This window comes from Amycolatopsis speibonae (assembly GCF_042647925.1).
Lineage (GTDB): Bacteria > Actinomycetota > Actinomycetes > Mycobacteriales > Pseudonocardiaceae > Amycolatopsis > Amycolatopsis speibonae.
Map to the genome: position 1 here is coordinate 101,090 of NZ_JBHRWK010000007.1, position 25,428 is coordinate 126,517.

17 protein-coding genes are annotated in these 25,428 nt (G+C 69.6%); 15 read left to right on the plus strand and 2 right to left on the minus strand.

Annotated elements, in window-relative coordinates; all coding sequences use genetic code 11:
- Positions 1 to 48: 48 nt before the first annotated feature.
- A complete protein-coding gene (locus ACFOSH_RS03835) occupies positions 49 to 2,199 on the minus strand; it encodes a hypothetical protein (RefSeq protein ID WP_378237226.1) in 2,151 nt (716 codons plus the stop codon).
- 655 nt (positions 2,200 to 2,854) lie between these two features.
- Between ACFOSH_RS03835 and ACFOSH_RS03840 the strand changes: the two genes are divergently transcribed.
- From ACFOSH_RS03840 to ACFOSH_RS03910, 15 genes are all read left to right on the plus strand, one after another.
- A complete protein-coding gene (locus ACFOSH_RS03840; RefSeq protein ID WP_378237227.1) occupies positions 2,855 to 4,183 on the plus strand; it encodes a lysine N(6)-hydroxylase/L-ornithine N(5)-oxygenase family protein in 1,329 nt (442 codons plus the stop codon).
- Positions 4,180 to 5,274 (plus strand): NAD(P)/FAD-dependent oxidoreductase, encoded by a 1,095-nt coding sequence (locus ACFOSH_RS03845; RefSeq protein ID WP_378237228.1) that lies wholly within the window; start codon positions 4,180 to 4,182, stop codon positions 5,272 to 5,274. The genes ACFOSH_RS03840 and ACFOSH_RS03845 overlap by 4 nt, the downstream gene beginning before the upstream one ends.
- Positions 5,275 to 5,276: 2 nt before the next feature.
- Positions 5,277 to 7,550: a class I tRNA ligase family protein gene (locus ACFOSH_RS03850; RefSeq protein ID WP_378237229.1), complete on the plus strand. Its 2,274-nt coding sequence runs from the start codon at positions 5,277 to 5,279 to the stop codon at positions 7,548 to 7,550.
- Positions 7,547 to 10,840, plus strand: a complete 3,294-nt coding sequence (locus ACFOSH_RS03855; RefSeq protein ID WP_378237230.1) for a non-ribosomal peptide synthetase — start codon at positions 7,547 to 7,549, stop codon at positions 10,838 to 10,840. Before ACFOSH_RS03850 ends, ACFOSH_RS03855 begins: the two co-directional genes overlap by 4 nt.
- The gene (locus ACFOSH_RS03860; RefSeq protein ID WP_378237231.1) at positions 10,840 to 12,387 is read left to right on the plus strand and encodes an AMP-binding protein; all 1,548 of its coding nucleotides are present in this window, start codon (positions 10,840 to 10,842) and stop codon (positions 12,385 to 12,387) included. Before ACFOSH_RS03855 ends, ACFOSH_RS03860 begins: the two co-directional genes overlap by 1 nt.
- Positions 12,377 to 12,643 (plus strand): acyl carrier protein, encoded by a 267-nt coding sequence (locus tag ACFOSH_RS03865; RefSeq protein ID WP_378237232.1) that lies wholly within the window; start codon positions 12,377 to 12,379, stop codon positions 12,641 to 12,643. Before ACFOSH_RS03860 ends, ACFOSH_RS03865 begins: the two co-directional genes overlap by 11 nt.
- Complete coding sequence (locus tag ACFOSH_RS03870) at positions 12,640 to 13,257, plus strand: GNAT family N-acetyltransferase (protein WP_378237233.1); 618 nt, start codon at positions 12,640 to 12,642, stop codon at positions 13,255 to 13,257. Before ACFOSH_RS03865 ends, ACFOSH_RS03870 begins: the two co-directional genes overlap by 4 nt.
- On the plus strand, positions 13,254 to 14,279 hold the full coding sequence (locus ACFOSH_RS03875; RefSeq protein ID WP_378237234.1) for a C45 family autoproteolytic acyltransferase/hydolase: 1,026 nt from the start codon (positions 13,254 to 13,256) through the stop codon (positions 14,277 to 14,279). Before ACFOSH_RS03870 ends, ACFOSH_RS03875 begins: the two co-directional genes overlap by 4 nt.
- Positions 14,280 to 14,297: 18 nt before the next feature.
- Complete coding sequence (locus tag ACFOSH_RS03880) at positions 14,298 to 15,053, plus strand: thioesterase II family protein (protein ID WP_378237235.1); 756 nt, start codon at positions 14,298 to 14,300, stop codon at positions 15,051 to 15,053.
- Complete coding sequence (locus tag ACFOSH_RS03885) at positions 15,053 to 15,976, plus strand: hypothetical protein (protein WP_378237236.1); 924 nt, start codon at positions 15,053 to 15,055, stop codon at positions 15,974 to 15,976. Before ACFOSH_RS03880 ends, ACFOSH_RS03885 begins: the two co-directional genes overlap by 1 nt.
- The gene (locus ACFOSH_RS03890) at positions 15,966 to 18,176 is read left to right on the plus strand and encodes an iron-containing redox enzyme family protein (protein WP_378237238.1); all 2,211 of its coding nucleotides are present in this window, start codon (positions 15,966 to 15,968) and stop codon (positions 18,174 to 18,176) included. The genes ACFOSH_RS03885 and ACFOSH_RS03890 overlap by 11 nt, the downstream gene beginning before the upstream one ends.
- Positions 18,173 to 19,213 (plus strand): saccharopine dehydrogenase, encoded by a 1,041-nt coding sequence (locus ACFOSH_RS03895; RefSeq protein ID WP_378237239.1) that lies wholly within the window; start codon positions 18,173 to 18,175, stop codon positions 19,211 to 19,213. Before ACFOSH_RS03890 ends, ACFOSH_RS03895 begins: the two co-directional genes overlap by 4 nt.
- Positions 19,206 to 20,342 carry a saccharopine dehydrogenase family protein gene (locus ACFOSH_RS03900; RefSeq protein WP_378237240.1) on the plus strand — a complete coding sequence of 379 codons (1,137 nt, stop codon included), beginning with the start codon at positions 19,206 to 19,208 and terminating at the stop codon, positions 20,340 to 20,342. Before ACFOSH_RS03895 ends, ACFOSH_RS03900 begins: the two co-directional genes overlap by 8 nt.
- Positions 20,343 to 20,362: 20 nt before the next feature.
- Positions 20,363 to 21,682, plus strand: coding sequence for an ATP-grasp domain-containing protein (locus ACFOSH_RS03905; protein ID WP_378237241.1), 1,320 nt, complete (start codon positions 20,363 to 20,365; stop codon positions 21,680 to 21,682).
- 596 nt (positions 21,683 to 22,278) lie between these two features.
- Positions 22,279 to 24,405 carry an SRPBCC domain-containing protein gene (locus ACFOSH_RS03910; protein WP_378237242.1) on the plus strand — a complete coding sequence of 709 codons (2,127 nt, stop codon included), beginning with the start codon at positions 22,279 to 22,281 and terminating at the stop codon, positions 24,403 to 24,405.
- Positions 24,406 to 24,768: 363 nt separating this feature from the next.
- On the opposite strand, the gene ACFOSH_RS03915 is transcribed toward ACFOSH_RS03910, so the two are convergent.
- The gene (locus tag ACFOSH_RS03915; RefSeq protein ID WP_378237243.1) at positions 24,769 to 25,419 is read right to left on the minus strand and encodes a DUF6073 family protein; all 651 of its coding nucleotides are present in this window, start codon (positions 25,417 to 25,419) and stop codon (positions 24,769 to 24,771) included.
- Positions 25,420 to 25,428: the final 9 nt, after the last annotated feature.

Below are 25,428 nucleotides of genomic sequence, written 5' to 3' on the forward strand. Positions count from 1 at the left end.
CGCGCTCCGACATCCTGGCTCCGGCCGCGCTCGCGGCCCGGTTTTCGATCATAACGGCGAGACGGGGAGTCGGCAGCCCAGCGCGGCCAGCCGCGAGGCGGCTTCGTCCCGCCGATCCGGGAGCAGGCCGAGGGTGCAGGCCAGTTCGAAACGGGCACCGATCGCCTGCCAGCCGTTGATGGCCTCCTCCAGCGCCGCGCGGTCGTCGTGCATTCTGCCGCGGGCGCGGGCGAGGCACGCCGCCGCCCAGAGGTTCTCCGCCGCGGCGGGTTCCGCGGCTGCCAGCAAATCCCCGGCCCGGGGATCGCCCGCGACGACCGCGCTTTCCGCGGCGACGGCCCAGGCATAGGCGTCGTAGAACTGGTGGGCGCTGTCGTACCAGCCGCTCTTCGGTGTCAGCGATGTGGACACCGCGATTTCGGCGTCGCCCTGATGCAAAGCGACCCGGGGGAGGACGAAGGCCTCGAAACTTTCCCTGAGTCCGCTGTGCACACCGGGTTCCGACAACATCAGCGCCCGCGCGGCCCAAGCGTCGTACTCGGGGACGTTTCCGCGAAGGGCGTGCGCCATACCCGCCGCCAGGGCGGCGGGGGCCATCCAGCGCGCGGGTGGCCTGTCGAGGCGCTGCCAGGAGTCCCAGGAGATCTCCGCGTATTCCAGAGCTTTGTCGAGGTGACCGGTGAGGAGCAGCGGGACGACGAACTTGCCTGCCCGCATGTAGAGACCTCGAAAGGGATCCTTCCAGGACGCCTCGGCCGCGAGTACCGCCTCCGGAAGTCTCCCGGCCGCGAGCGCGACCAGCGGTACCACGTGCAGCGTGTCGACGATCTCGACACCGATGTTCGGCTCGTGCCTGGGAAGCTTTTCCAGAAGTGACAGCCGTTCCCCGCATGAACGGTGCGCGCGCGCGAAGCGGCCGGCGGCGCCGTCGGCACTGGCCACCGCGTCCAGCGCGGCCGAGATCAGCACCGGCTGATCGGTGACACGTGCGGCGTCCAGCGCGATCGAGGTCAGGTCCAGGTCGGGTGTGGTCTTCTCGCCGGTGGCGTTCCAGGCACGCGCGGCCGCGAGATAGGCCTCGGCGACAGGGTCATGCTCCGGCGCGAATCGTTCGGCCTCGATCATCAGCTCGACGAGTCGTTCATGCGGGACCAGGTCGGTGAACGTGGCGGGAAACCGGTTCCCGACGCAGACCGCGTACGCGAGAGCGATCGCCGCCCCCGCCTCGTCCCCGCCCCGCCCCGCGCGTTCCGCGGCCTGCTGGAGCAGCGCGAACGCCGGCTCGCCCCGGTGCTCGGCCATGGCGACGTCGGCGGCCGAGCGCAGGTCACGGGCCGCGGCGCGGTCGTCGGGTGCCAGCGTCGCCGCCAGTTCGAAGGTGATGCGCGCTTCGGCGAGCAGTTGCCGCGCGTAGAGAAGTCCGGCCAGTGTGCGGGCGATGTCGTGCTGACGGACGTCCGAGTCCGGTCCGGTCCGGTCGCGCACCGTGGCCCGGAGATCGTCGGCGACGAAGTCGAAGCGATCACGCCAGGCGCCGCCGGTTTCGACGAGGGTGCGGAGCTCGGCGACTTCCCGGGAAGCCCAGCGGATGCGCCGCTCCAGGGCGTCGCTCTCCGGTCGGGGGAGGAGTTCCACGACATCCGGCGGGAGACGCCAGCCGTCCTCGTCCCGCTGGATCAGGCCTTCCCTCGCGAGCCTGGTCAGGATGGTTTCGGCGCCTTCCGGGGTGATCCCGGCCAGCGCCGCGGCCATCCGGGTGTCGAAAGTACGGCGGTGGAGTGAGAACCTCGCCACCCGCGCGACTTTCTCCGCGTCGAAAGGAGCGGGTGCCGAGGGCAGGGCGACGACCTGTTCGCCGGGCACACCGAGCGGCGCCGGCGCCTCGGCGAGCACGGTCAAGGCAGGGCAATGACGGAGCAGGTCGGCGATCGTCCCGGCGATGTCCGTGTTCCCGTGCCGGCCCCCTCGGACGACGAGCAAGGGGTTGCCCTGCCGCAGCCGCGCGCGCAGCGCGTCGGACAGGGGGTCGGCGGGTCGTTCCACGACGTTCAGCGCCGCGGCGGCAGCCTGCGGAAACGTGTCCGGGAGATGGCCTGCCGTGACCACCGTGATGTCGGAGATGACGCTTTCCGCGGCTCGGATCGCTTGGCCGAGCGCGTCCGCCCGGTCGGACGGTGATAGTCCCGTGATTGTCGTCATCCGGTTTTCTGTCAGGCTATCGATGATCTCCTCCGCTTTCCTCACCGGTCCAGCTTGTCAGGTTGTGAGGAACTGACAACCCGGGAAAGTATCTTCACACGTTCGGCGCAAGACGAATGCCGGGGGGCGTTTTGCTTTTTCGTCCATAAAGGACGGACTGTGGTCGGAATGGGCGCGGCAATCGTCGGCCATGTGGCGGCGTGGCGGGCGGCGGACGGTGCAGTAAGCGGGCGTTTCCGCAGGTTTTCCGTTGCGCAATAACGGAAAATCACCGCTTGGCGTGCGGTGTCGGTGAATCGCGTGCTAGCGTCATTGGGGACACCGGAGAAGGCGTCGAAATGGATGTGCGCGCCTGGTGCCGATGGTGTTCGGTCCTGGTTCTCGATGGATTAATCGCGGTGGTGGGGCCTGGGGAACGTCGCTCAAATGAGCGCATTCAGCTGGATTTCGGGGAAAGGGCGAATTCGGCGTGTCCTCGAGTTGAAGTCCTGATTAATCGCACCGGCGGGCATCGATCGTCCGTCGGGTGATTCGTCCTGGGGCGAGCATGGCCGTGACAGGTGGCGGAGGTACGGGAAGGGATCCCGATGTGCGAGAAGAACGAGCCGACCGCAAGGCGGCAGCCGGCTTTGGCCTACGAGGGGAGAGGCGAGTGGTGACCGCTCCGTTGCCGCGTCAGCGACGGCACGAGACCGCCCACTACGGGTGTCTCGGAGTCGGTGTAGGGCCCGCCAATCTCAGCTTGGCGTCCCTGCTGCACGACCGGAACGAGGTCGCGAACCTCTTCCTTGACAGGGAGGAACGGTTCGGCTGGCACGACGGGCAGCAGATTCCGGGGGCGACACTGCAGGTGTCGTTGTTGAAAGACCTGGTCACGATGTCCGAGCCGACCAACCGGTTCTCGTTCCTGTCCTATCTGCACGATCAGGGCAGGATCTACCACTTCATCAACGCCCAGTTCGACGCTGTGCCACGACAGGAGTTCCGCAACTACCTCGAATGGGCGAGTCAGGGCAACACGAATGTCCGCTTCGGTGAAGAAGTCCGTGAGGTCGATTTCGACGGGACGTCTTTCGTCGTGCGCACCAGTAGGCGGACGGCCACAGCGGACAACGTCGTGGTGGGGATCGGCACCCGGCCATGGGTGCCCGAACCGGCTCGCGGAAAACTGGGCGGAACGCAGTTCCACGTGAGCGATTTCGTCTCGCGTGATCGGGACTTCGCGGGCAAACGGGTCGCGGTGGTCGGTGGCGGGCAGTCCGGCGCCGAAGTCTTCCTCGACCTGATTTCCCGCCCGATCGAACGACTTCCCCGCCGCGTCATCTGGATTTCGCGGCGGCACAACTATTTCCCGATCGACGACACGCCTTTCACGAACGAGTACTTCGTCCCCAGCTATTCCGACTACTTCTTCGACCTCGACCGGCCTGCCCGGGTGGCGCTCAACGCGCAGAACGTGCTGACCAGCGACGGGATTTCCGAATCCACCCTGCGGGAGATCTACCAGCGTTGCTACGCGCGCCGATTCGTCGACGGCGCCGACGACCTCTTCGCCCTCTTGCCCAACCGGACCGTCACCGGCGTGACTGCCGATCACGACGCGTGGGACCTGACGGTCGAGGGAAACGACGACCCCGGCCTGATCGAGCACGTCGAGTCCGACTTCGTCGTCTGGGCCACCGGCTATCGCCCGGCGACGGCGGACTTCCTGTCGCCGTTGGAGGACAAGCTCGCCCGCGAAGGCGAGGAATACAACGTGGACAAGGACTTCGCGATCCGCTGGGACGGCCCCCGCGACCGCTCCGTGTTCCTGCAGAACGGGGTCCGCGACCAACGCGGCCTGGCCGATCCGAACCTGAGCCTGGTCGCCTGGCGAAGTCAGCGGATCAGGGACCGGCTGCTCGGGGTGCACTCCAACGAACAACGGGAACCGTTCATCGACTGGGCGGGCAAACACACCACCGACCTGCTGGACCAGGCGTGAGCGCGGTGGCAGCGCCAGGGATCTCCGGCGTCTCGCCGCGGAGTGCCCCGGCCAGGACGGACATCGCCGTGCTCGGCGGGGGCATCATCGGCTGCCTCACCGCTCGCGAGATCGCGCGCCGGGCACCGGACGCCTCGGTCGTGCTGATCGACCGCGATCTGGTCGGCGGCGGCGCCTCGCTGCGGTCGGCGGGGTTGCACACCCCCCGTGGCGCCACCCCGGCGGTGCGCGAGATGGCTCGCTTCAGCCAGCGGTACTACACCGAGTTGCTCCGGAGCCACCCCGGACTGCCGATCCACCCCGTGGCCATGCGCGTGGTGGGCACCGCCGCCGACGAGCCGCGTCTGCGCTCGGACTACCTGCCCGAAGCCGCCCTCACCGCCGCCGATGACCTGCCGGACGGGGTACGCCCTCCGGCGGGGTCGGCCACCTGGTCCGTCCAGGGCGCCCAGTACGCCGACGTGGGCGCCGTGACCCGCGCCGTGACCGCCGTTCTGCGCACCGAGATCGAGGTCCGCGAGGCAGTCCGGGTCGAGGCGGTGTCCGAGGACGTGGACGGAGTAGGGCTGCGGCTGGGCACCGGTGAGGAACTGACCGCGGGCCGGGTCGTGCTCGCGCCCGGCCCGTGGCTGGGAGCTCCCGCGTGGCGATCCCTGGTCGCTCCCTTGGCTGCCAGGGTGAAGAAGATCGTCGCGCTGCACGTCGGCGGGCGGCCGGGCCCGGCCGACGCGGCGGTGATCTTCGAACGAGAGGACGCCTTCCTGTTGCCGTTGCCCGGCCGCGGGCACTGGCTGTTCAGCTACACCTGTCCGGAATGGGACGTCGACCCGGACACGCCGTCGGCCGGGCTGACCGGGCGGCACCTGGACGACGCGCGGCAGATCCTGCGGCGTCACATCCCGGGGATGGCGGTGGACCGCCTCTCCGGCCGGGTCTTCTGCGACGCCTACAGCGGCACCGGGGAACCCTTGGTACGCGCACTCGGCAACGGGCGGATCGTGTTCGCCGGCGCGGCGAACGGCTCCGGCTACCGGCTCGCGCCCGCCATCGCCGCACGTGTCGCCGACCTGCTCGAATCGGGAGGAAGTTGATCGTGGACATCAGTACGTTCACCGGCGAAGGGCTGAGCCGCGCGTTCGGCATCGACGTCGCCGCACTGGATCCGGGCGCCACCGGTGACCTGGGCGTGGGCGCGTCCTGGGGCCGGGTGGCCCCGGGCGTGCGGTCGCTGACCCATCAACACGACGAGACCGAGGTATGGGTGCTGGTCGCCGGCGGAGGTGACCTCGTCGTCGATGGTGCCGAACACCGGATCGAGGCCGGAGCCGTCGTGCGCTTCGACCCGTTCGAAACCCACTACGTCACCAACACCGGCGAAACCGATCTCGTGCTGGCGTCGTTCTTCTGGCGCGACACCGTCCGTGCGAGCGCCGCCGCCGGGCGTTCGGTGCGCCGCCGTTTCGGGGAGCGCCCGGTCTTCGTGTTCTCGTCCGCGCCCACCCCCAACGGCGACCTGCATCTGGGGCATCTGGCCGGGCCGTTCTTCGCCGCCGACGCCTACACCCGGTTCCAGCGGATGAACGGGGTGCGGGCCTGGCACCTCTGCGGCAGCGACGATTACCAGAACTACGTCGAGGCGGCCGGGGCCAAGGAAGGCCGCTCCGCTCTGGACACCGCGGCGCACTACAGCGGGCGGATCCGCGAAACCCTCGCGGCCATGGACATCGAGGTCCACCAGTTCACCGCGACCAGCGCCGAAGACACCTACCCGGGTGGCCTGCGCGGCTTCTTCGGCAAGCTGATCACGTCCGATCCCGTCCGGCTGGCCGAGGCCGACGCGCTGTTCGACCCGGAATCCGGCAGGTATCTCTTCGAATCCGGAGTCAGCGGCAGCTGCCCGTCTTGCGGGGAGACCACCGGCGGCAACATCTGCGAGGGCTGCAAGGAACCCAACTCGGTCGCCGACCTGGGAGACCCGGTCTCGGCGGAGTCCGGTACCGCACCCCGGCGCGGCACCGTGCGCCGTTATCAGCTGTCCCTGCACGAACTCGCCGATCACATCCGCGACCACCACCGCACGGGACGGGTGCCGTCGTCGGTGAAGGAACTGGCCGCACGGGTCCTGTCGCGCGGCCCGGTCGAAGTCCCGCTGACCCATCCCGCCGACTGGGGCCTGACCCCCGCCGAGTCCGAAGTGGATGGACAGGTGATCTGGTCGTGGATCGACTACGCCTACAGCATCTTGCACGGTGTCGGCGCGCTCGGAGCGCGCACCGGCGAGGAATGGCGCGCCGACGAGCCGGACGCCGACTGGAAGATCGTGCACTTCCTCGGCGCCGACGGGAGCTTCTTCCACCCGATCGTCGTGCCGGCGCTCTATCGGGCGGCGCATCCGGACTGGGCGCCCGACATCGACTACCACATCAACGAGTTCTATCTGCTTCAGGAAAGCAAGTTCTCCACCAGCCGCCGCCACGCGGTCTGGGGTCGTGACGTGCTCGGCCCGGAGACCGCTGACGCGTACCGGCTCTACCTGGCGCTGACCCGCCCGGAGGGCAGGCGCACCAACTTCGACCCCGACACGTTCGACGCGTTCGTCCGTGACACGCTCGAAGCCCGATGGCAGGGCTGGCTCGCGGACCTGGGAGAGCGACTCGCCCGCGTTCACGGCGGCGAGGTTCCCGACGCCGGTGTCTGGACCCCGGAGCACACCGCGTTCCTGGCCCGGCTCACCGAGCGGCTGGCCGCGCTGACCCGGTCGCTGGGCGCCGACGGGTTCTCCCTGAACTCCGCCGCCGCCGAACTGCTGGGCCTGGTCGAGGACACCCGCGCGTTCGCGGCCACGGAGTCGGCCGCCGCGCACGTCGAGGACTGGGCCGACGAGGCACGCACCGCCCTCGCGCTGGAGCTGGCCGCAGCCCGGTTACTGGCCACGTGCGGCACGCCGGTCATGCCGCGGTTCGCGAGCATCCTGGCGGACGCACTGGGGCTGCCCGCGGAACGCACCTGGCCGCACACCGTGGAACTGGTGCCGGCGGGAACCGCCGTCACCCTCGCCGGGCGTGTCTTCTTCGGCGCGAAACGGGAAAGCGCCGCCGGATCACCGCTGCTTCCCTGGCTGTCCGGCGTGGTCCGCGAGGTGCTCAGGCTGCCCGCCGACGAGCCGGTGGCGCATCTTTCCCTGACCGAGCTGGGCATGCAGTCCATGCAGGCCGTCGCGCTGCAGTACCAGTTGACCGACCGGCTGGACGCCGACGTCCCCTTGGAGACGCTGCTCAACGGCGGCGACGTCGCCGGGCTCGCCGACACACTGGCGAAAGACCTGCCCGAAGACGTGGTGCGCGAGCACGCGGAGGTGGGCCGATGACGACGACCGAACAGGAAACCCCAGCCCAGGTGGTGCGGGAACTGCGCTCGCGGGGGCTCACCGTGAGCCTCTCGGGGACCGACCTGAAACTGCAGGGCCCGCGTGAGCGGATGGACGCCGATCTGATCGCGAAGATCAAGGCGCACAAGGCCGGACTCGTCGGGTATCTGGACACCCCGCCCGGCGCGCCGCTGACGGCGTTGCAACGCGGCTACCTGATCGGCCGCGACCAGCAGGTGGAAATCGGCTCCGCCAGTCACGTCTACCACGAGATCTGCGGCTGCTGGGACATCGACGGGCTGGAACGCGCGTTGAACACGGTGGTGGCGCGACACGGCATCCTGCGCACCCGGTTCACCGAAGACGGGACCCAGATCGAGCAGCGTTCCGTGCCCGTCCGGATCCTCCGGTACGACCTGCGCGGCAAACCCGCCGAGGAGCAGGACGAGCATCGGGAAGCGGTGCGTGCCGAGCGGGCTCACCGCAGCCTGCCCGCCGACGAGGCGCCGTTGCTGGCCGTCGCGGTCACCCGGCTCTCCGACGAGGAGATGCTGCTGCATGTCGACCACGACGGCCTGATCCTCGACGCGATCAGCATCTTCCTGTTCTTCCGGCAGTGGCACGCCGAGTACCTGGGCGAGCCCGCGGAGGCGGGGGAGGAAGCGGCGTTCGCCGACTTCGTCTCCGCCCAGGAACGAGCCCGCCACCGCGCACCGGCGAAGCGGTCACGTGAGTACTGGCTGGCGCGCCTGGACGACCTCGCACCACATCCGGATCTGCCGCTGCGCACCAGTCCGTCTTCGATCACCGAACCCCGGTTCACCACGCGATTCGCCCGCCTTGATCGTCCACAATGGACTTCGCTGAAGGAGCTGGCCGCCGGATACGGGCTGACACCGTCCGGCTTGCTGGTGGCCGTCTACAGTGAAGTGCTGGCCTGCTGGGGCGCGGGGGATCGGTTCACGCTGAACACCACCGTGGCCAACCGGCCACCGATCCACCCGCGGATCCACACCGCGCTGGGGAACTTCGGCGAGACCATGCTGGTGCTGGTGGAACCGGACGCCGGCGCGGCGTTCGCCGACCGGGCCCGCGCGATTCAGGCGTCGCTGCGCGAATCGCTGGACAACCGGCACTTCTCCGGCATCGACGTCCTGCGCGAACTGGCCAGGAGGGGCGGCACGGACGCCCGGATGCCCTACACCTTCAACAGCGCCATCGGCTACGACGGCGCCGACGGTTCGGCGATGGAGTTGTTCGGCCCGGAGGTGTACACCGAGAGCCAGACCCCGCAGGTGTGGCTGGACGTGTCACCCTACGAGCAGCACGGCGGGCTCGTGGTGCAGTTCGACAGTGTCGACGAACTGTTCCCCGAAGGACTGGTCGACTCCGTCGTCGACGGGTGCCGGCGGCTGCTCGGTGAACTGCTCGGACCTGACGCCTGGTCACGGCGGATCTTCGACCTGCGCCCGGACGACCAGCGCGCCCGCCGCGCGGAAGCCAACGAGACCGTGACCGAGATCCCCGATCCTGTTCTACCGCAACGCTTCCTGGCGCAGGCCGAGTCCACTCCGGACGCCCCCGCGGTGATCACCGGAACGGCCGGGATCAGCTATCGCGAGCTGCTCGCCCATGTCCAGCGGGCGGCGCGCTGGCTGCGGGACCGGGGGGTACGTCGGGACGAGCCGGTCGGACTGGTGATGACCCGCGGGCCCGAGCATGTCGCCGGGATCCTCGCCGTCGTGCTCGCCGGCGGTGCGTACCTGCCGGTCGACGCCGGGCTGCCCCGGGAACGACGTGCGCTCATGCTCGCCGACGGCGGCACCAGGTTCGTCCTCACCAACGCCGGCCACACCGATGACGAGCGCGCCGTGCTGGAGCTGGACCTCACCCGTCCCGCCGAATCCGTGCGGCCCGTGGAGCCGCTGGCCGACGCCCATCCGGACGACCTGGCCTACGTGCTCTACACCTCCGGCACCACCGGCGGGCCCAAGGGCGTCATGGCCACCCACGGCGCGGTCGCCAACGTCGTCGCCGACTGCAACGGCCGGTTCGACGTCGGACCCGGTGACCGGTTCTTCGGCATCAGCATGTTCTCGTTCGATTTGTCGGTCTACGACGTGTTCGGCGCGCTGTCGGCAGGGGCGGCCATCGTGCTGCCGGACGCCGATCAGGCGGCCGATCCGGGGCACTGGCTGCGGTTGTGCGGCCGGACGGGCGTGACCGTGTGGAATTCGGTCCCCGCCATCGTGGGGCTGCTGCTCGAACAAGCCGAGGCCGACGGCGCCGAGGCGCTGAAGACGCTGCGGCTGGTCATGATGAGCGGCGACCGGCTGCCCCCGGCACTCCCGGCCGCGCTGCGGGCAGCGCTTCCCGGACTGGACGTGATCTCGCTCGGCGGGCCGACCGAGACGACCATCTGGAACATCTCGCATCCGGTCGGCACCGACGAGGACGGCTCGGAGTCGATCCCCTACGGCAGGCCCAACGCCAACAACCGGGCCTACGTGCTCGACGCGGCGGGCCGTGACCTGCCGGACTGGGTCACCGGCGAGATCTGCGCGGCGGGTACCGGCCTGGCGCGCGGCTACTGGAACGACGAGGAGCGGACCGCCGAGCGGTTCGCCGACGACCCCGTCCGCGGCGAACGGATCTACCGCACCGGTGACCTGGGCCGCTGGCTGCCCACCGGTGAGATCGAGATCCTCGGCCGTACGGACTTCCAGATCAAGGTCAACGGCTACCGCATCGAGGCGGGCGAGGTCGAGACCCGGCTGGTCGCACTGGACGAGGTCCGCCGGGCAGTGGTGGCCCGCGAGTCCACCGGGCGGGGAGACCGCCTCGTCGCGCATCTCGTGCCCACCGGGGACGAGCGGCCCACCGCCCACGACCTCGGTGCGCGGCTGCGCGAGGTGCTGCCGCGGTACATGGTGCCCTCCGGGGTCTATTGGCATGACGCGTTTCCCCTGACCCGCAACGGAAAGGTCGACCGCGCGAAGCTACAGGAACACAAGCCCGGCCAGGCGGCCGCCGCTGAGGCGCCACCGGACACCGAACTGGAGCACGAGGTCGCGCTCCTGTGGGCGGAAGTGCTCAAGGCCGGCGTACCCGCCGCCACCACGACCCTGTTCGATCTCGGCGGCGACTCGCTGGTCGCGGCCCGGATCCTCGCCGGTGTCCGGAAACGGTTCGGCGTCGGCTTCACCTTGGACCGGTTGCCCGAACTGGACACCGTGCGCCGCATGGCCGCGATGATCGCCGCCGCGCCGAGGAGGAAGGGAGTCCGCTGATGACCACCCTCGAAACCAGGATCCCGGACGGGCTGCTCAACGCCATCATCGCGGCCCCGCCCGAACCCGGTCACCGATTGCGGGTCGCGAGGCTCGACAAGACCGAGGAGTTCGAGCTGCGCGAGGTGTACGAGATGGCGGGCCGGGTCGCCCGCGCCCTCACCGACCTCGGTGTCCGGCGCGGCGACCGCGTCGGCGTGCTCGCGCCCAACTGCCTGGAGTGGGTACTGCTGGACCTCGCCGCCCTGCGCGTCGGAGCGGTGACCGTGGGGTTCGACCCGGCGAAGTTCGACGCCGATCCGGCGCTGGCCGTCCGGTACGGCCTGGCGGTGCTCTTCGCCGACGGGGACGGCGACCGGGTCCATCCGCTGACGGACGTCCGGGCCCTGGCCGCGGACCGGGACGCCGTCGCGCCCAAGCCGGTGCGCTATGAGCCGAAGGACGTCACGACCCTGAAGCTCACGTCCGGCAGCACCGGCGAGCCCAAGGGCATGACCGCGTCGGTCGGCAGCATCGACGCCGGGATCGCCGCCGTGCAGGAGATCTTCCGGCACGGCACCGACGACGACCTGTTCGTCTTCCTGCCGCTTGCGGTCCTGCAACAGCGGTACTGGGTCTACTCGGCGTTCCGCCACGGACACGACGTCACTCTGAGTACCTATGAGGCCGCCTTCCCCACGCTGCGGCGGGTCGCGCCCACCGTGGTGATGGGAGTGCCGGGGTTCTTCGCCACCGCCAAGGCCTTCATCGAGCGCCAGGTCGCCAGGACGGGCCCGGAGACCCCGCCGTCGGAGGCGCTGGCCCAAGGCGCCCGCCGGGTGTTCGGTGACCGCGTCCGCTACCTGTGGACCGGCTCCGCGCCGGCGGCCGAAGACGTCCTGCGGTTCTTCACCGACGCGGGACTGCCCATCTACGAAGGCTATGGGCTCAACGAGACCTGCGTCGTGACCAAGAACCACCCCGGCGCGCATCGCCAGGGGAGTGTCGGAAAGGTGCTCCCGCACAAAGAAGTCCTGATCGGCGACGACGGCGTCGTGAGCGTCCGCAGCCGGTTCCCGGTGTGCGACCGCTACGAGTTCGCGCCGCCCGGCGCGTCCGAACGGGTGTTTCCCGAGCCTGACCTGGTTCGCACCGGCGATCTGGGGGAAGTGGACGACGACGGCTTCCTCTACATCAAGGGGCGGGCCGACGACGTGATCGTGCTCGAAAACGGCCGGAAGGTGGTGGTGCGCCCGGTCGAAGACCATATGCGCACCAGTCCCGCCATCGCCGAATGCGTGCTGTTCTGCCCTGCCCAGAGCTATCTGGTGGCGGTGGTGTCCCCGGCTTCGCGGCCCGCCGACGAAGCGGCCATCACCGAACAGCTCACCCGCACCAACGCGGCGTTCGGCGCCGACGAGCAGATCCGCAAGGTGGTCGTCGCCGACGAACCGTTCAGCTCCGCCAACGGACTGCTCACCTCGCAGTTCAAACCCCTGCGGTCGCGTATCGCCGATCGCTATCACGACGAGATCCACGACGACCAAGGGAGCGTGCATGTCTGCTGACCTGTCCACCATCGACGACGCGGTGCGGGACAACCTGTCCCGCGTGCTGAGCAAACCGGTCGACCCCGCCGACTTCGACCCGGACCGTGATCTCGCCGACGGCTACGGGCTGACCTCGATGCAGAAGGTGATGTTCCTGATGTCCGCCTGTGACGACACCGGGGTCGCGCTGGAGACGTTCACCGAGCCGGACGTGGCCGCCATGAAGACCCTCCGCGACGTCACCGACGCGCTCGCCGGGGCGGTGGCCGGATGACCGGGCCGCGCTGGGCGGACGCCGCCCGCGTCGAACTGTCCGACGAGCACGTGCTGCTGCGGCCGATCGCCGAGACCGATCGCGAACCGCTGCGCACGCAGGCACTGGATCCGGCGATCTGGCGCTATTTCGTCCAGCTCATCGAGACCGACGACCAGTTCGACGCCTTCTTCGACGCCGCCGTCGCCGACCAGGCCAACGGCGAGCGGGTCGTGTACGTGATCACCGAGCGGACGTCCGGGTTGATCGCGGGCAGCATGAGCTTCTGCAGCATCAACCAGGACGCGGGGCGGCTCGAGATCGGCTGGTCCTGGCTGGGGACGAAGTTCCACGGCAAGGGTGTCAACCACTGGGCCAAATACCTCATGCTGCGCGAAGCCTTCGAACGGCTGGGCGCCGAGCGGGTCGAGTTCAAGACCGACGCGCTGAACGAACAGGCCCGCCAGGGACTGCGCAACATCGGCGCTGTCGAGGAGGGCATTCTGCGCAGCTTCAACCCCATGCCGGGCAATCGGCGCCGCGACGCGGTCTACTACAGCGTTCTGCGCGGCGAATGGCCCGAGGTGGCGGCCACCCTGCTGGCGGGCAAGAAGGGCAAGGAGCGTGGCTCGTGACCGTCCCTTTGGTCCGTGCCCACGGTGACCCTCACACCCGCGGCCGCGCCCACGGCGAGGCACTGAGGAAGGAACTACAGGCCTTCCTCGGCGACCGGTTCGCCCGGCTCAACGCGCTCTCACCCGACCCTCTGAACCTCGATGCTTTACGCCCGGACCTCATCGAGTACGCCCGCGCGATCGACGCTCAGCTCCCGGACCTGGGAGAGGAGATCCGCGGCCTGGCGGAAGGCGCCGGCATCTCCCACGACGAAGCGGTGCTGCTGCAGATGCGCCGTGAGGTGCTCGGCTACCGGAAGCTGCCGACGATGGGCGACTGCACGACGTACGCCCGGACAGGAGCCGAACCGGTGCTCGCGCAGACGGTCGACCTCAACGGCGATCTCGACGACCACATCGCGGTGCTCGACGTCCGGGCGGGACCGCGGCGATCGCTGGTGCTCAGTTTCGGCGGTCTGCTCGGCTATCTCGGGGTCAACAGCGCCGGGCTCGCTGTCGGGCTGAATCTGGTGCTGGCGGGGAAATGGCGGCACGGGCCGTCGCCCTACCTCGCGATCCGGCATCTACTGGACACCTGCGACAGTGTCACGGAGGCCCTTGACGCCGTGCGTGACCTGCGGCTCGCCAGTTCACGGTCGCTGACCCTGTGCGACAAGGAAACAGCCGCGTGGGTGGAGATCGCCGACGACGACGTTCGGGTGGGCGCGGGAGCGGAAGTGGCGCACACCAACCATTTCCTGCATCCGGACCTCGCCCCGCGGGACGAGCTGACCGTCTTCGCGCGCAACTTCTCCGTCCGACGGCTCGACGCCTGCGTCGAGCGGCTGGCCGCACTGCCGACGCGAGCGTCCACAGAGGACCATTTCGCGTTGCTGTCCCGCGATCCTGTGCGCGTCGCGGGCGACGGCGACATCCGTCGTGACCGGACTGTCGCCGCGGTGGTGCTCCGCCCGGATCGCGGGGAACTGCACGTGCGCCCCGGCGACCCGGCCGCCTCGTCCACCGAATCCTTCGCGCTGTGACTCGAGAGGAGACACCCGGTGCCCGACTGGTTCCTCACCCGCGGCGGTGATCGCCCCGCCAGGGTCTTCTGTTTCCCCTACGCCGGGGGAGACCCGCGTACCTACCTCGACTGGCAGCCGCTGCTCGACGGCCACGCCGACGTCGTCGCGGTCTGTCCTCCGGGCAAGGCGCACCGTGCGCACGAACCGCTCCTCGTGTTCGACGAACTCGCCGATCGGATCGCCGAGGCGATCGCCCGTGAAATCGAGCGGGATCCGCGACCGGCGCAGCTGTTCGGCCACAGTTTCGGCGGGTTGCTGGCCTTCGAAGTCGCCCGCAGGCTGCGGGAAGTTCCCGCCGTCGGTCATCTGACCGCGTCCGGCATCTCCGCCCCCTCGCTGCTGCCTTCGGAGCGGGTGTGCGGCATCGCCGGGCTGGACGGCGCCGAATTCGCCGAGGCGCTGGTGTTCTTCGGCCAGTTCCCACCCGACGCCGTCGCGGACGAGGACGTCCTGGCTCTGCTGCTTCCCGGCCTCAAAGCCGATTTCGACCTGGCCGTGGGCTATCGCTACCGGACGGCGCCACCGCTGGAGATCGGTGTCTCGATCATCGTCGGCACCGAGGATCCGCATGTCGGCTCCGCGCAGATCGTGCCGTGGGGCATCGAATGCGCCGATCCGCCGGAGCACGTCCGCGTCCCCGGTGGTCATTTCTACTTCGATCCCGACCCGGGCCCGGTCGTGTCGGTGCTGAGCGCGCACGCCGAATCCGTGACACACGTGGAGGTGATCTGATGCCGGTCTTCCTCGGCGAACCTCGCTACGTACTCGGCGAGCAGGAGATCGACCACGCGGATCTGCCCGGCCTGGAGACCAAAGCGGAGCAGTACGGGCTTGCCCTCGAACCCGCTTTGTGGGGTTGGGGGAGCGTGTTCCGCACCGAACGCGGACTCGACGATCTCGCCGTCGACGCGGGCACGGAAGCACTGCGCGCCGGTGGAACCGACCCGGGAACGGTCGAGGCCCTGGTGCTCTGCTCGACCTACCTGCCGGGACCGCCGGAAGGACACGGCACCTTCATCCGGGGCGTGCTGACCCGGCTCGGCCTCGGTGACATCCCCGTCTACGGCACGAGCATGGGCCGGTGCGTCAACCTGCTGTCCGGTCTGGACGTCGCCACCGCTCTGGTCGCCGCCGGGCGGTTCCGGCGCGTCCTCGTCGTCACGGCGGACCGGGTGTTCGACGAAGACACGCGGATCACGGGTTACGCGCTGTTCAGCGACGGCGGCGCCGCCTGCCTCGTCGACGCCGACAGCGGCGCCTACGAAGTCCTCGGATGCTCGTCCGCCCAGGAGACGGCGTCGCTGGACTGGTCGTCCGAGATCAGCTCCGACCTCGCCAAACGGGTCAACCAGCGACTGCTCGGTGCGCGGGGGATCGACGTCGGGGAGCTGGACGCCCTGCTGCACAGCAACATCTACCTGCCGCTGCTGGTGATGAAGGAGCGTCAAGCCGGGTTCCGTCCCGGCCAGCTCGACACGACGAACATCAGCCGCGTCGGACACTGCTTCGCCGCCGACCCGCTGATCAATCTCGCCGACCGCGTAGCGGCGGGCCGCGTCCGCCCCGGCGGGCACTACCTGCTGGCCTCCAGCGTGCCCGGCTCCCGGATCGGGGTCCTGGTGCGCACACCGGAAGGAGAGATCGATGGCCGTTGAGCCGACTCTCGTCCCCGACGACACCACGACTTCCCTGCCGTACCGGCCGTTCCGCTTCACGCCCGGGACCGACAGCGCCGTCGACGCGATCATCGCCGCCGGCCCGCGCGAGATGTTCCGCACGCTTCTGCAGGAACGCGAATCCGAAGCGACTCTGCTCCTCGCCCGCCGTCTCCTGCATGCTTTTCTCGACCACGCTCGCGAACCGGTCGACGACCTGCCCGGCACGGTCCGCGGGCTGATCGACCAAGCCCGCGCCGAGCTGGCCCCCGCGCTGGAATCCCTCTCCTTCGCCGAACCGGGGATCCGTGCCGGCCTCCTCCGCCAGCGCGGGGTGATCGCTCTGCTCGACGGCTGCTGGCTCGACGCCGTCTCCCAGCCCGCCACGCAGCCCGCCGTCGTGGTGAACCGTTTGTTCGCCCATCACTTCGCTCTGGCAGGGGGCGGCGAACCGCTCGAATCCGCGCAGCATCGCCGGGCGCGGGCGCTGGAAGACGCGGGGGCGGCGCTACCGGACGTCGCCGCCGCCGACTTTCTCGGCCGTGCGGATGCCCGCCCCGCGACGATCCTGCTCGCCTGTCTCCCGCTGTCGCTCGCGGTGCTGCCAGGCAACTTCCTGCCCGAGGTCGTCGGCCTGCACCACGCCTTCCATCGCCTCGGTGTCGACGACCTGCTGCTGGGCATCCGGCCGCCGATCCCGGCGGCTGATCTCGACGACCTGCTCGCCGAGTACGCCGCCCAGGCGAGCCCGGACGACCGCGAGCGGGTGCTGGCCGCCGTCGCGCTGACACTGTCGTGTGAACGCGAGCACGTGCGGTTGCTCACCGAACTCGCCGAGTTCCGTCGTACTCAGACGCTGGAGTCACGGGTCGCCGAGGTGATCTGCCGGCACGCGCCGCTGGCCGGACGGCAGCACGGCCGGGTCTCGCTGGGCGATCGGCACCTGGTGGACGTGTTCGCCGGATTCGGCCGCGCCGCCGGCGGCGCGGACCCCGACCTGCTCGCCGCGTTCCTCACCGAGTTCCGGGAGTCGCCGTATCTGGCGGAGCGCGAGGACGGCGACTGCTGGTTCCTCGCCGCGATCCGGTTCGGCGGGCCGATGTTCGGCATCTTCGACGAAGCCGAAGCCGCGGTGCTGGCCGAATGGGCCGCCACCGTGCACAAGGGTGACCGGCCGCCGATCACCGTGCGCCTCAACACGGTCGGCGACGAACTCGCCGCCCGCTGGTCGGGCGCGTTCGCCGCGGCCGCTCCCGGCGACGTGGTGTTCGACGACTCGCCGCCCGCCGACGAACGCGACCTTTTCCATCGGCTGGTCACTATCGAGAACCACGCCAACACGCTGCCGGTGGCCATCGAGCGCGCGGAGCGCTGTTTCGCCGAGTCGCAGGTGCTGTTCGAACACGGCGCGGGCGGCCGCTACACCGACGCGAGCTTCTTCGAGTACGACGCCGACGCGCTCTACGCGCGGGCGGAGAAGATCTACTGGGAGAAGCTGGTGGACCCGTACGAGCCGCTGCGCGAGGTCCCGGACGTGGACGAAGTGCTGTTCCGGCAGAGCACCTACCAGCTGACCTACCTGATCGACGGCGCCTGGCTGCACCGCGTCGGCAGGCTGGGCCGCCGGGAACGCGAAAGCGACGGCATGTTGTTCCGCATCCACGCCGACGAGATGGGCAACGGGGACCTGCGCAAGAACCACCTCACCCTGACCCGCCGCGCGATGGTCAGCCAGGGCCGGAACCTGCCGCACATCCGCACCGAGGAGTTCACGGACCAGGACGAGCTGCCCGACGACATGTACGGCTTCGCGTTGCAGCAGCTGTCGATGTGCCTGTTCCCCGACCGGTTCTACAACGAGATCCTCGGCTACAACCTGGCGATCGAGATGTTCGGCTCCGGCGAGATGCGGCTGCACGAGATCCAGAAGCTGCGTCACCACGGTTTCGACGACTGCTACGAGCAGGCGCACCTGACCATCGACAACTTCTCCGCGGGGCATGCCAAACAGGCCGCCGATATCATCGTCGCCTACCTGGACCGGGTGCGGCGCACCAGCGGCGAAGCGGCCGTGGCGGGGGAGTGGCACCGGATCTGGCGTGGATACGCCTCCTTCGCCTACTTCCTCGAACAGCCGTTGCTTCGTGACGTCGCGGTGGCCGCGTCCACCGAAGACGACAGTGCGGAGCTGGTGCTATGACCGAGTTGACGTTGCTGATGCGCGACGAGTCCCGCCCGACCGAACGGCGCGCGCCGCTGTCCCCGGAAACGGCGGGGAAGCTGATCAGCGAGGGCGTCACCATCAGCGTGGAGCGCTCATCGCGGCGGGTGTTCGGCGACGAGGAGTACGCGGCCGCGGGCTGCGCGCTGGTCCCGCCGGGCAGCTGGCCGGACGCCCCGGAAGACGTGCACGTGGTGGGCCTGAAGGAATTGCCCGACCGGCCCGACCTTTTGCGGCACCGGCACATCTTCTTCGGGCACGCCTACAAGAACCAGCCGGGAGCGGCGAATCAGCTGCGCAGATTCGCCGAGGGCGGCGGAACGCTGCTGGATCTGGAAAGCCTCGTCGACGAGCGAGGTCGCCGGGTCGCCGCTTTCGGATACTGGGCAGGCTACGTCGGCGCCGCGCTCGCCGTCCTGCGTCACCGCGGTGGCCTCGTCGAACCCTTGACGCCGACCACCCGCGGAGACCTCGACAAGACTCTGGCCGCGGAGGGGGAACCCTTGCGGGCCTTGGTCATCGGAGCCCTCGGCCGATGCGGGAGCGGGGCCGGGGACGCGCTCGTCGCGGCGGGCGCGGAAGTGACCCGATGGGATCTCGCGGAGACCGGAAACCTCGACGTCGCGGCCTTGCTCGACCACGACATCCTCGTCAACGCGGTCCTCGCCACGGAGCCCATCTCCCCGTTCTTGACCGCCGAGACACTCCGGCGCCCCCGGCGGCTGTCCGTGGTCGCCGACGTCACCTGCGACGTCGGATCGCCGTGCCACGCCCTGCCGATCTACGACCGGACCACCACCTGGCAGGACCCGGTGCTCCGGCTGGACGGACTCGACGTGATCGCGATCGACAACCTGCCGTCGCTGCTTCCCCGTGAAGCGACCGTGGACTTCGCCGCGGACCTGGCGCCGCATCTGGCCGCCCTCGGCGACTCCGGCGTCTGGCGCCGCGCCGAAGCCGCGTTCACCGCGGCCTGCACTTCCCATGACCTCCATCGGAAGGAAGACCATGCCTGACACCCCGACCGTGCACTGGGTCGGCACCGGCCTGTCCACCGGGCCCGGTCTCACCGCCCTCGCCGAGCGAACCCGCGTTTTGCTCTGGGGCCGCACTGAAGTCAAAGCGGCCGCCTGCCTCGCTCGTCTCGGAGCGGCAGGCGAACCCCGGCGCCTCACCCCGGAAGCACTGGCCGCGGCGGTCACCGAAGGAGACGTCGTCGTCTCGATGCTGCCGGGCACCGAACATCCGCGGCTGCTGCGTCTCTGCTTGGACAACGGGGCGCACTTCGCCTGCAGCAGCTACGCCTCCGACGAGATCCGGAACGGTGCCGGGGAGGCGGCCGCGGCCGGGCTCACGGTGCTCACCGAAATCGGGCTGGATCCGGGAATCGACCACCTCTTCGCCGACGTCCTGGTCGAGCGGGCGGCACGGGCACTGGGACCGGGCACGAGAGCCACCGCCGCGTTCACCTCCTACTGCGGCGGCGTGCCCGCCGAGCCCAACGACTTCCGGTACCGGTTCAGCTGGGCACCCCGCGGTGTGCTGACCGCCCTGCTCACACCGGCGCACTACGTCGAGGCGGGCGACAAGCATGTCGCGGACCATCCGTGGGAGGTAGCGCGGCCGCTCGATCTCGACGGGGAACGATTCGAGGTGTACCCGAATCGGGACAGCCTGCCTTACATCCGCCAGTACGGGGTGCCGGAGAGCTGGCAGCTGGACACGTTCGTGCGTGGAACCCTCCGCCTGAACGGCTGGCTCGACGCCTGGGAGAAGGTGTTCACCGAGCTGCGTGAGGGCGACCCCGACCGGATAACCGAGCTCGCGGGGGAACTCGCCACCCGCTACCCGACAGGTGCCCAAGACCGGGACCGGGTGGTGCTCGCGGTCGAACTGTCCGTCCGCGGCGAGGACGGCCGAACCTGGTCGGGCCGGTATTCGCTGGACCTCATCGGTGAGCCCGGTGCCAGTGCCATGGCCCGGTGCGTTTCCGTTCCGCTCGCCCTCGGCATCGGCGAACTGCTCGACGGTGCTCTGCCGGCGGGGCTCGTCCAGGGCGCCCCCGACCCGGCCACCGCCGGGCGGTGGATCGAGAAACTCGCCTCCTGGGGCCTTCCGATCCGCATCGCCGGCACCGACAGCTGAGACCGACCAGAGGAGGCAGCATGACCCAGCGGACCGGTAAGCCCGGCGCCGTCATCCTCACCGGCTCGTTCCCGGTGATCCGGCGCAACCCGCTCTATCTCGACGAGGTGACCCGGCGCGACCTGCGGGTCCTGGTGATCACCGCCGAGTCCTACCGCGACCAGGCGACCGCCGCGATCGGCGACCCGGGCAACCCTGCCTCGAAGATCACCGAGATCGGCTACGTTTCGGGTGATTTCACCGTGCAGGGTGCCTTTCTCGCCGGTGCGATCGCACAGGCCACCGCGTGGCGGGCCACGTACGACATCGTGGGCGCCTACGCCGTCGGGGACTACCTGGCCGAGCCGACCGGACTGCTCTGTGACGCGCTCGGCGTCCCGTCACCCGGCCTGCGCGCCAGCCGCGCCTGCCGGAGCAAGTTCCTGCAACGCTGGTACGCCCCCGAGCTCAGCCCGCCGTCACTGACCATCCCCGCAGGAGACCGGGAAACCGTGGATCTGTCCGGGGTCACCTACCCGGCGGTGGTCAAACCAGCGGGTCGCGCGTCGAGTTCCGGAGTCGAGACCGTGCACGGGGAAGAAGAGCTGCGCCGCCGCCTGGTCGAGTACCCCGGCCATGAAGTCGTTTTGGTCGAAGACAAGGTCGACGGCCCCGAGTACTCGGTGGAAAGCCTCGTACAGGGTGGAGAAGTGATCTTCGCGTCGGTCACCGGCAAGGAAACCACCGACTCGCACGCCCGGACGTTCGTCGAACTCGCGCACAGCGTTCCCGCCGCCGACGACGGTGTCCGCGATACCGTCCTCGACGCGAACCGGGCACTGCTCGGCACCCTGGCGTTCGCCGACGGCATAGCGCACTCCGAATGGCGCGTCGGGCAGGACGGGGTGCCCCGGCTGATGGAAATCGCCGGCCGCACTCCCGGTGACGGTCTTCTGGTGCTTTATCACCTGGCCACCGGCGCCCCGCTGGAACCGGAGATCATCCGCATCGCCCTCGGCGAGCGTGCCTCGTACCCGCGGCCGACCCGCTACGCCCGGCAGGTCTACCTCGAACATGTGCCCGGGAAGCTGGCCGACGTCACCGTCGAGTGGCCGGACGTCGAACCTGTGTGGATCGGCGCCAGCGGCGTGTGGCCGGACATCCTGCCCGGCGACCCGGACGACACCCCGACCCTGCGCGCGGTCCTGGTACACCAGCCACGGGGAACGAAACTGGTGCCACTGGCCAGTTCCGATGATCGGTCCGTCAGCTTCTTCATCGACGCGCCTGCGCCTGGCGACCTGGACGAACTGGAGAAGCGAGCGCGCGCCGCGATCTCGATCGACGTCATACCCGATTGACGCCCCGTCGATACCGGGCCCCGCTGCTGCGGGATCGGAGGGGGCAGGCCCCACGGCCGCGGTAGTTCGCGCGGAAGCCGTTGCCCTCCCTCGAAGGGGGAACCCACTGTTCCGCCCTCCAGGTAACGAGATGGAGGACAGTGGGCTTCGGTGTACCCACGGCTGCGATCGAAACTGCGAGGCGACCGGACGGCGGTCGCGACCAGCTGACTTTCGTCCGGACCCCGCACATTCCCGACAGCGGCTTCATCATCGTCAGATCCGGCCGAGGTGCCGGCCGCCACGAGGTATCCGCGGCGGTCGTAGGGGGATTGCCACGGCATCGCGTTCTGGCGGAGCTGGACGTGATCGAGCTCCGCCAGGCCGGGCGCGGGCCGGTTTCACCGGGGGGCCGGCCCGCGCCGCCGGAGGAACGCGCAGCAACCTCGGCACTCTGACCGCGCGATCCGCTTCCCGATGGCGAGCGCGTGCGGCGGTGATCGGCCACAGTGGACTGTCCGCGGTCCGGCGAGTCGCGAGCAAGGTCGAAGAAGTCGGGCCGCTGAACGCGGTCCTACGGTGACCGGAGTGATCGCACCGGCTGGGGAAGGGGCGCCATGACGACCAGCCAACCGGATCTGCCGGCCATGATCGCGGGATTGCCCGCGCTGCCCGAGTTCGACCTCACCGCGGCGGCCGAGCGCTTCGCGCCCCTGGCAGGTGCTGCGTACCCGATGGTCCAGGATCGCTGGGAACGACTGGTGAGCCAGGTGAGCATTCCCGAGCCCGCGCCCCGGGTGTGGGAGGCGCTGACCGATCCCGGGCGGGTGCGCGAGTGGCTCGCCGTCTGCCACGGAGACTGGGCGGTGCGCGGTCGCGAGTCGACGCTCGACTTCGAGGACGGCGAGTTCTTCTACTGCTCGACCAGCCGTTCGGTGCCGCCGACCGCGCACCGGTCCGGCGTGCTGGAGTACCTCTGGCGATGGGTGGGGCTCGGCCCGGCCAGCCGGGTGACCTGGACGGTCGCGGGCGGGCCGGACGGAACGACGGTCACCGTCACCGAGGAGGCGACCAACCCGCCATCGGACTGGCGCTCGTGGAACGGTATGGGCTGGCCCGGCATCCTCGACCAGTTCGCCCGCCATCTGCGCACCGGGACCAACACCCGCTGGCCGTGGCGGCGGATGGGGCCCTATCTGCAGATTCCGTTGCCCACCATGCCTTTCCAGGCGTGGGAGGCGCTGACCAGCCCGGGGGCGGTGAAGCACTGGTTGCAGCGCAAGTCCGGCTCCCTCGCGGTCGACGACCCGATGACCGTGGTCATGGGCGACGCGAGTGGCACCATCCGGCTGCGGGTCACCAAGTCGATCGACACCGGCCAGGAATTCCCCTCCTACCTGCCCCGCATCGAGTTCGAGCTGAGCCGCCCTTATTGGACGGAGGCGCTCGGCGGGGTACTGTGGATCGAGCCCGCCGGGCTCGGCGCGAGTCTGCTGCAGGTCTTCCACTACGACTGGGAACGGCTGGGCATCCCGGATCCGGTGACCGAGCGGAAGCTGCTCTGCGAGTTCTGGATCAACGCCGCGGCGCGAGGCCAACAGCTGTTCGCCCCGCAAGGCCCGCCCGCCGGGCCGCACGGCTGGTCGATGAGTGCCACCGCCAACGGGAGCCAGGCGCAGGCCGCGCCCGAAATCGACTTCCCTGCCGCGGTGAAGTTCGCCGACAAGGTGATGACCGACCTGAGCGGCGCCATGGCGGGCGCACTCGGCGCGCTCGGCGTCCGGCTCGGCTTGTTCCGGGCTCTTGCCCCGGCGCCCGCCCGCGACGACGAGCTGGCCAAGCGCACCGGACTGGCCGAACGGTATGTGCGGGAATGGTTGTGGGGCATGACGAGCGCCCGTTACCTGCGGTACGACCGCGCGACGCGGCGATTCACGCTGCCGCCCGAGCACGCGGCCGCGCTGGTTTCCGAGGAGTCGCCGATGAACCTGGCCCCGGCATTCGGCCTGGTGCCGCCGCTGGTCGGGATGCTCGACGAGGTGGCGGACGCCTTCCGCGACGGGCAGGGGCTGCCTCCCGAGAAGTACCCGGAATCGCTGTACACCGCGATGGAGCGGATGAGTGCGAGCTGGCTGGACGCCCTGCTGCTCGGGCACTGGCTGCCTTCGGTCGACGGCCTGGTGGACCGGCTCGAACGGGGCGGGAAGGTGGCCGAGGTCGGTTCCGGTGGTGGCAGGGCGTTGCTCGCCATCGCCGGACGTTTTCCCGCGAGCGAATGCATCGGCTACGACATGTACGAGCCGAACGTCCTGCGGGCCAGGGAGGCCGCCGCGGAAGCGGAAGTGGCGGGGCGCGTCGATTTCCAGTGTACGGACGCCACCGAAAAGCTTTCCGCGCCGCTGGACCTGGTTCTGTTCTTCGACGTGTTGCACGACGCTCCCGATCCGGAAGCGCTGCTGACCGCGGCACGTCGCTCGCTTTCCGAAGACGGCGCCGTGCTGGTCCTGGAAAGCAACTGCGCGGACGATCCGGAGGAGAACGCCGGGCCGCAGGGGACGATCCTTTACGCGACCAGCGTCCTGTATTGCGTGCCGTCCGCGCTGGCCGAAGGCGGCCCGGCGCTCGGTACGCTGGGGCTCCCGGCGGGTGCGCTCGCCGCGCTGGCAGGCAAAGCCGGGTTCGGTGCCGTCCAGCCGATCCCCACCGGCAGCCCGCTCAATGCCCTGTACCTGCTTCGCCCTTAGGAGCTGTCCGGTAAGTCGTGCTCGGACTCCCGTCGGGCGTGTTGTCCGTTCCCACCCGGCCTAGTGACGGGTAAGGCAGACATGGCGCGGCGGGTTCGGCAGGGAGTCCCGGCGCTCCTTGAGTATCCACAAAAGGACACTTTCCGACGCGAATGCCCGACTTGGTTTATTTGCGTGATTTCTTGAGAGGGTCGCGAGTGGCGATTCGGGTTATTGAGGGGTAAGGAAACTGTCTCGTATTCGGGAGTGATGGTCGATCTCGCGTGATCACCTGAGTTCCGCCTCCAAGCACATGATTGCGGTGCCTGAGACAGCCCAAAGGGCGAGTGTTCGAAGAGGACACTCGCCCTTTGGGTGCGGCAATCAGAAGGTGGCGATCTCCTCTTCGGTGATGTAGCCGCCCATGTTGAACCGAAGGCTGGTCACGTACGCCACCGGCTGCTCTTCGAAGTGCTCGATGTCGTGCAGTGGCAGCATCCGGTAGATCTGCCCCTTGCCCGGTGCGCCGGCGGGCGGGATCTGGCGGACGTCGTCGATGGTCAGAATGATCGGCTCCTTGTTCGCCAGCTTGAGCCCGAGCTTCGGCATGTCGAACATGGCGCCGACGGCCATCCGGCACGCCTTGGCCGATGGGCCTTCGCCCGCGTACGGGTCGAACGGGGTCCTGATCTGCCCCGTCGACAGGCACTGCGGGTTCAGCGTCACCGTGATCCGGCCGAGTTCCTCGCATTCCCCGACCATCTTCATCTCGATGAGGTTGGTGTAGACCTCCGCCTGGTGCCAGTCACGTGACGTCGGCTCGGAGCGGACGACCCGAACGTAGCCGTCGAACGGCACGGTGTACTCGCCGACGCCGGGCACGGCGAAGGTGTCGACCGAATTGATGCCCAGGTTGTCGATGCCGGGGTCCGGCGCGGTCCAGGGCACCACCGTGGCACCCCGGTAGATGTTGGGCACGCCGTCAGTCGAGACCGGGCGACCGTAGACGACCGACGGCTTGATCGGTGTAGCCATTGTTGCCTC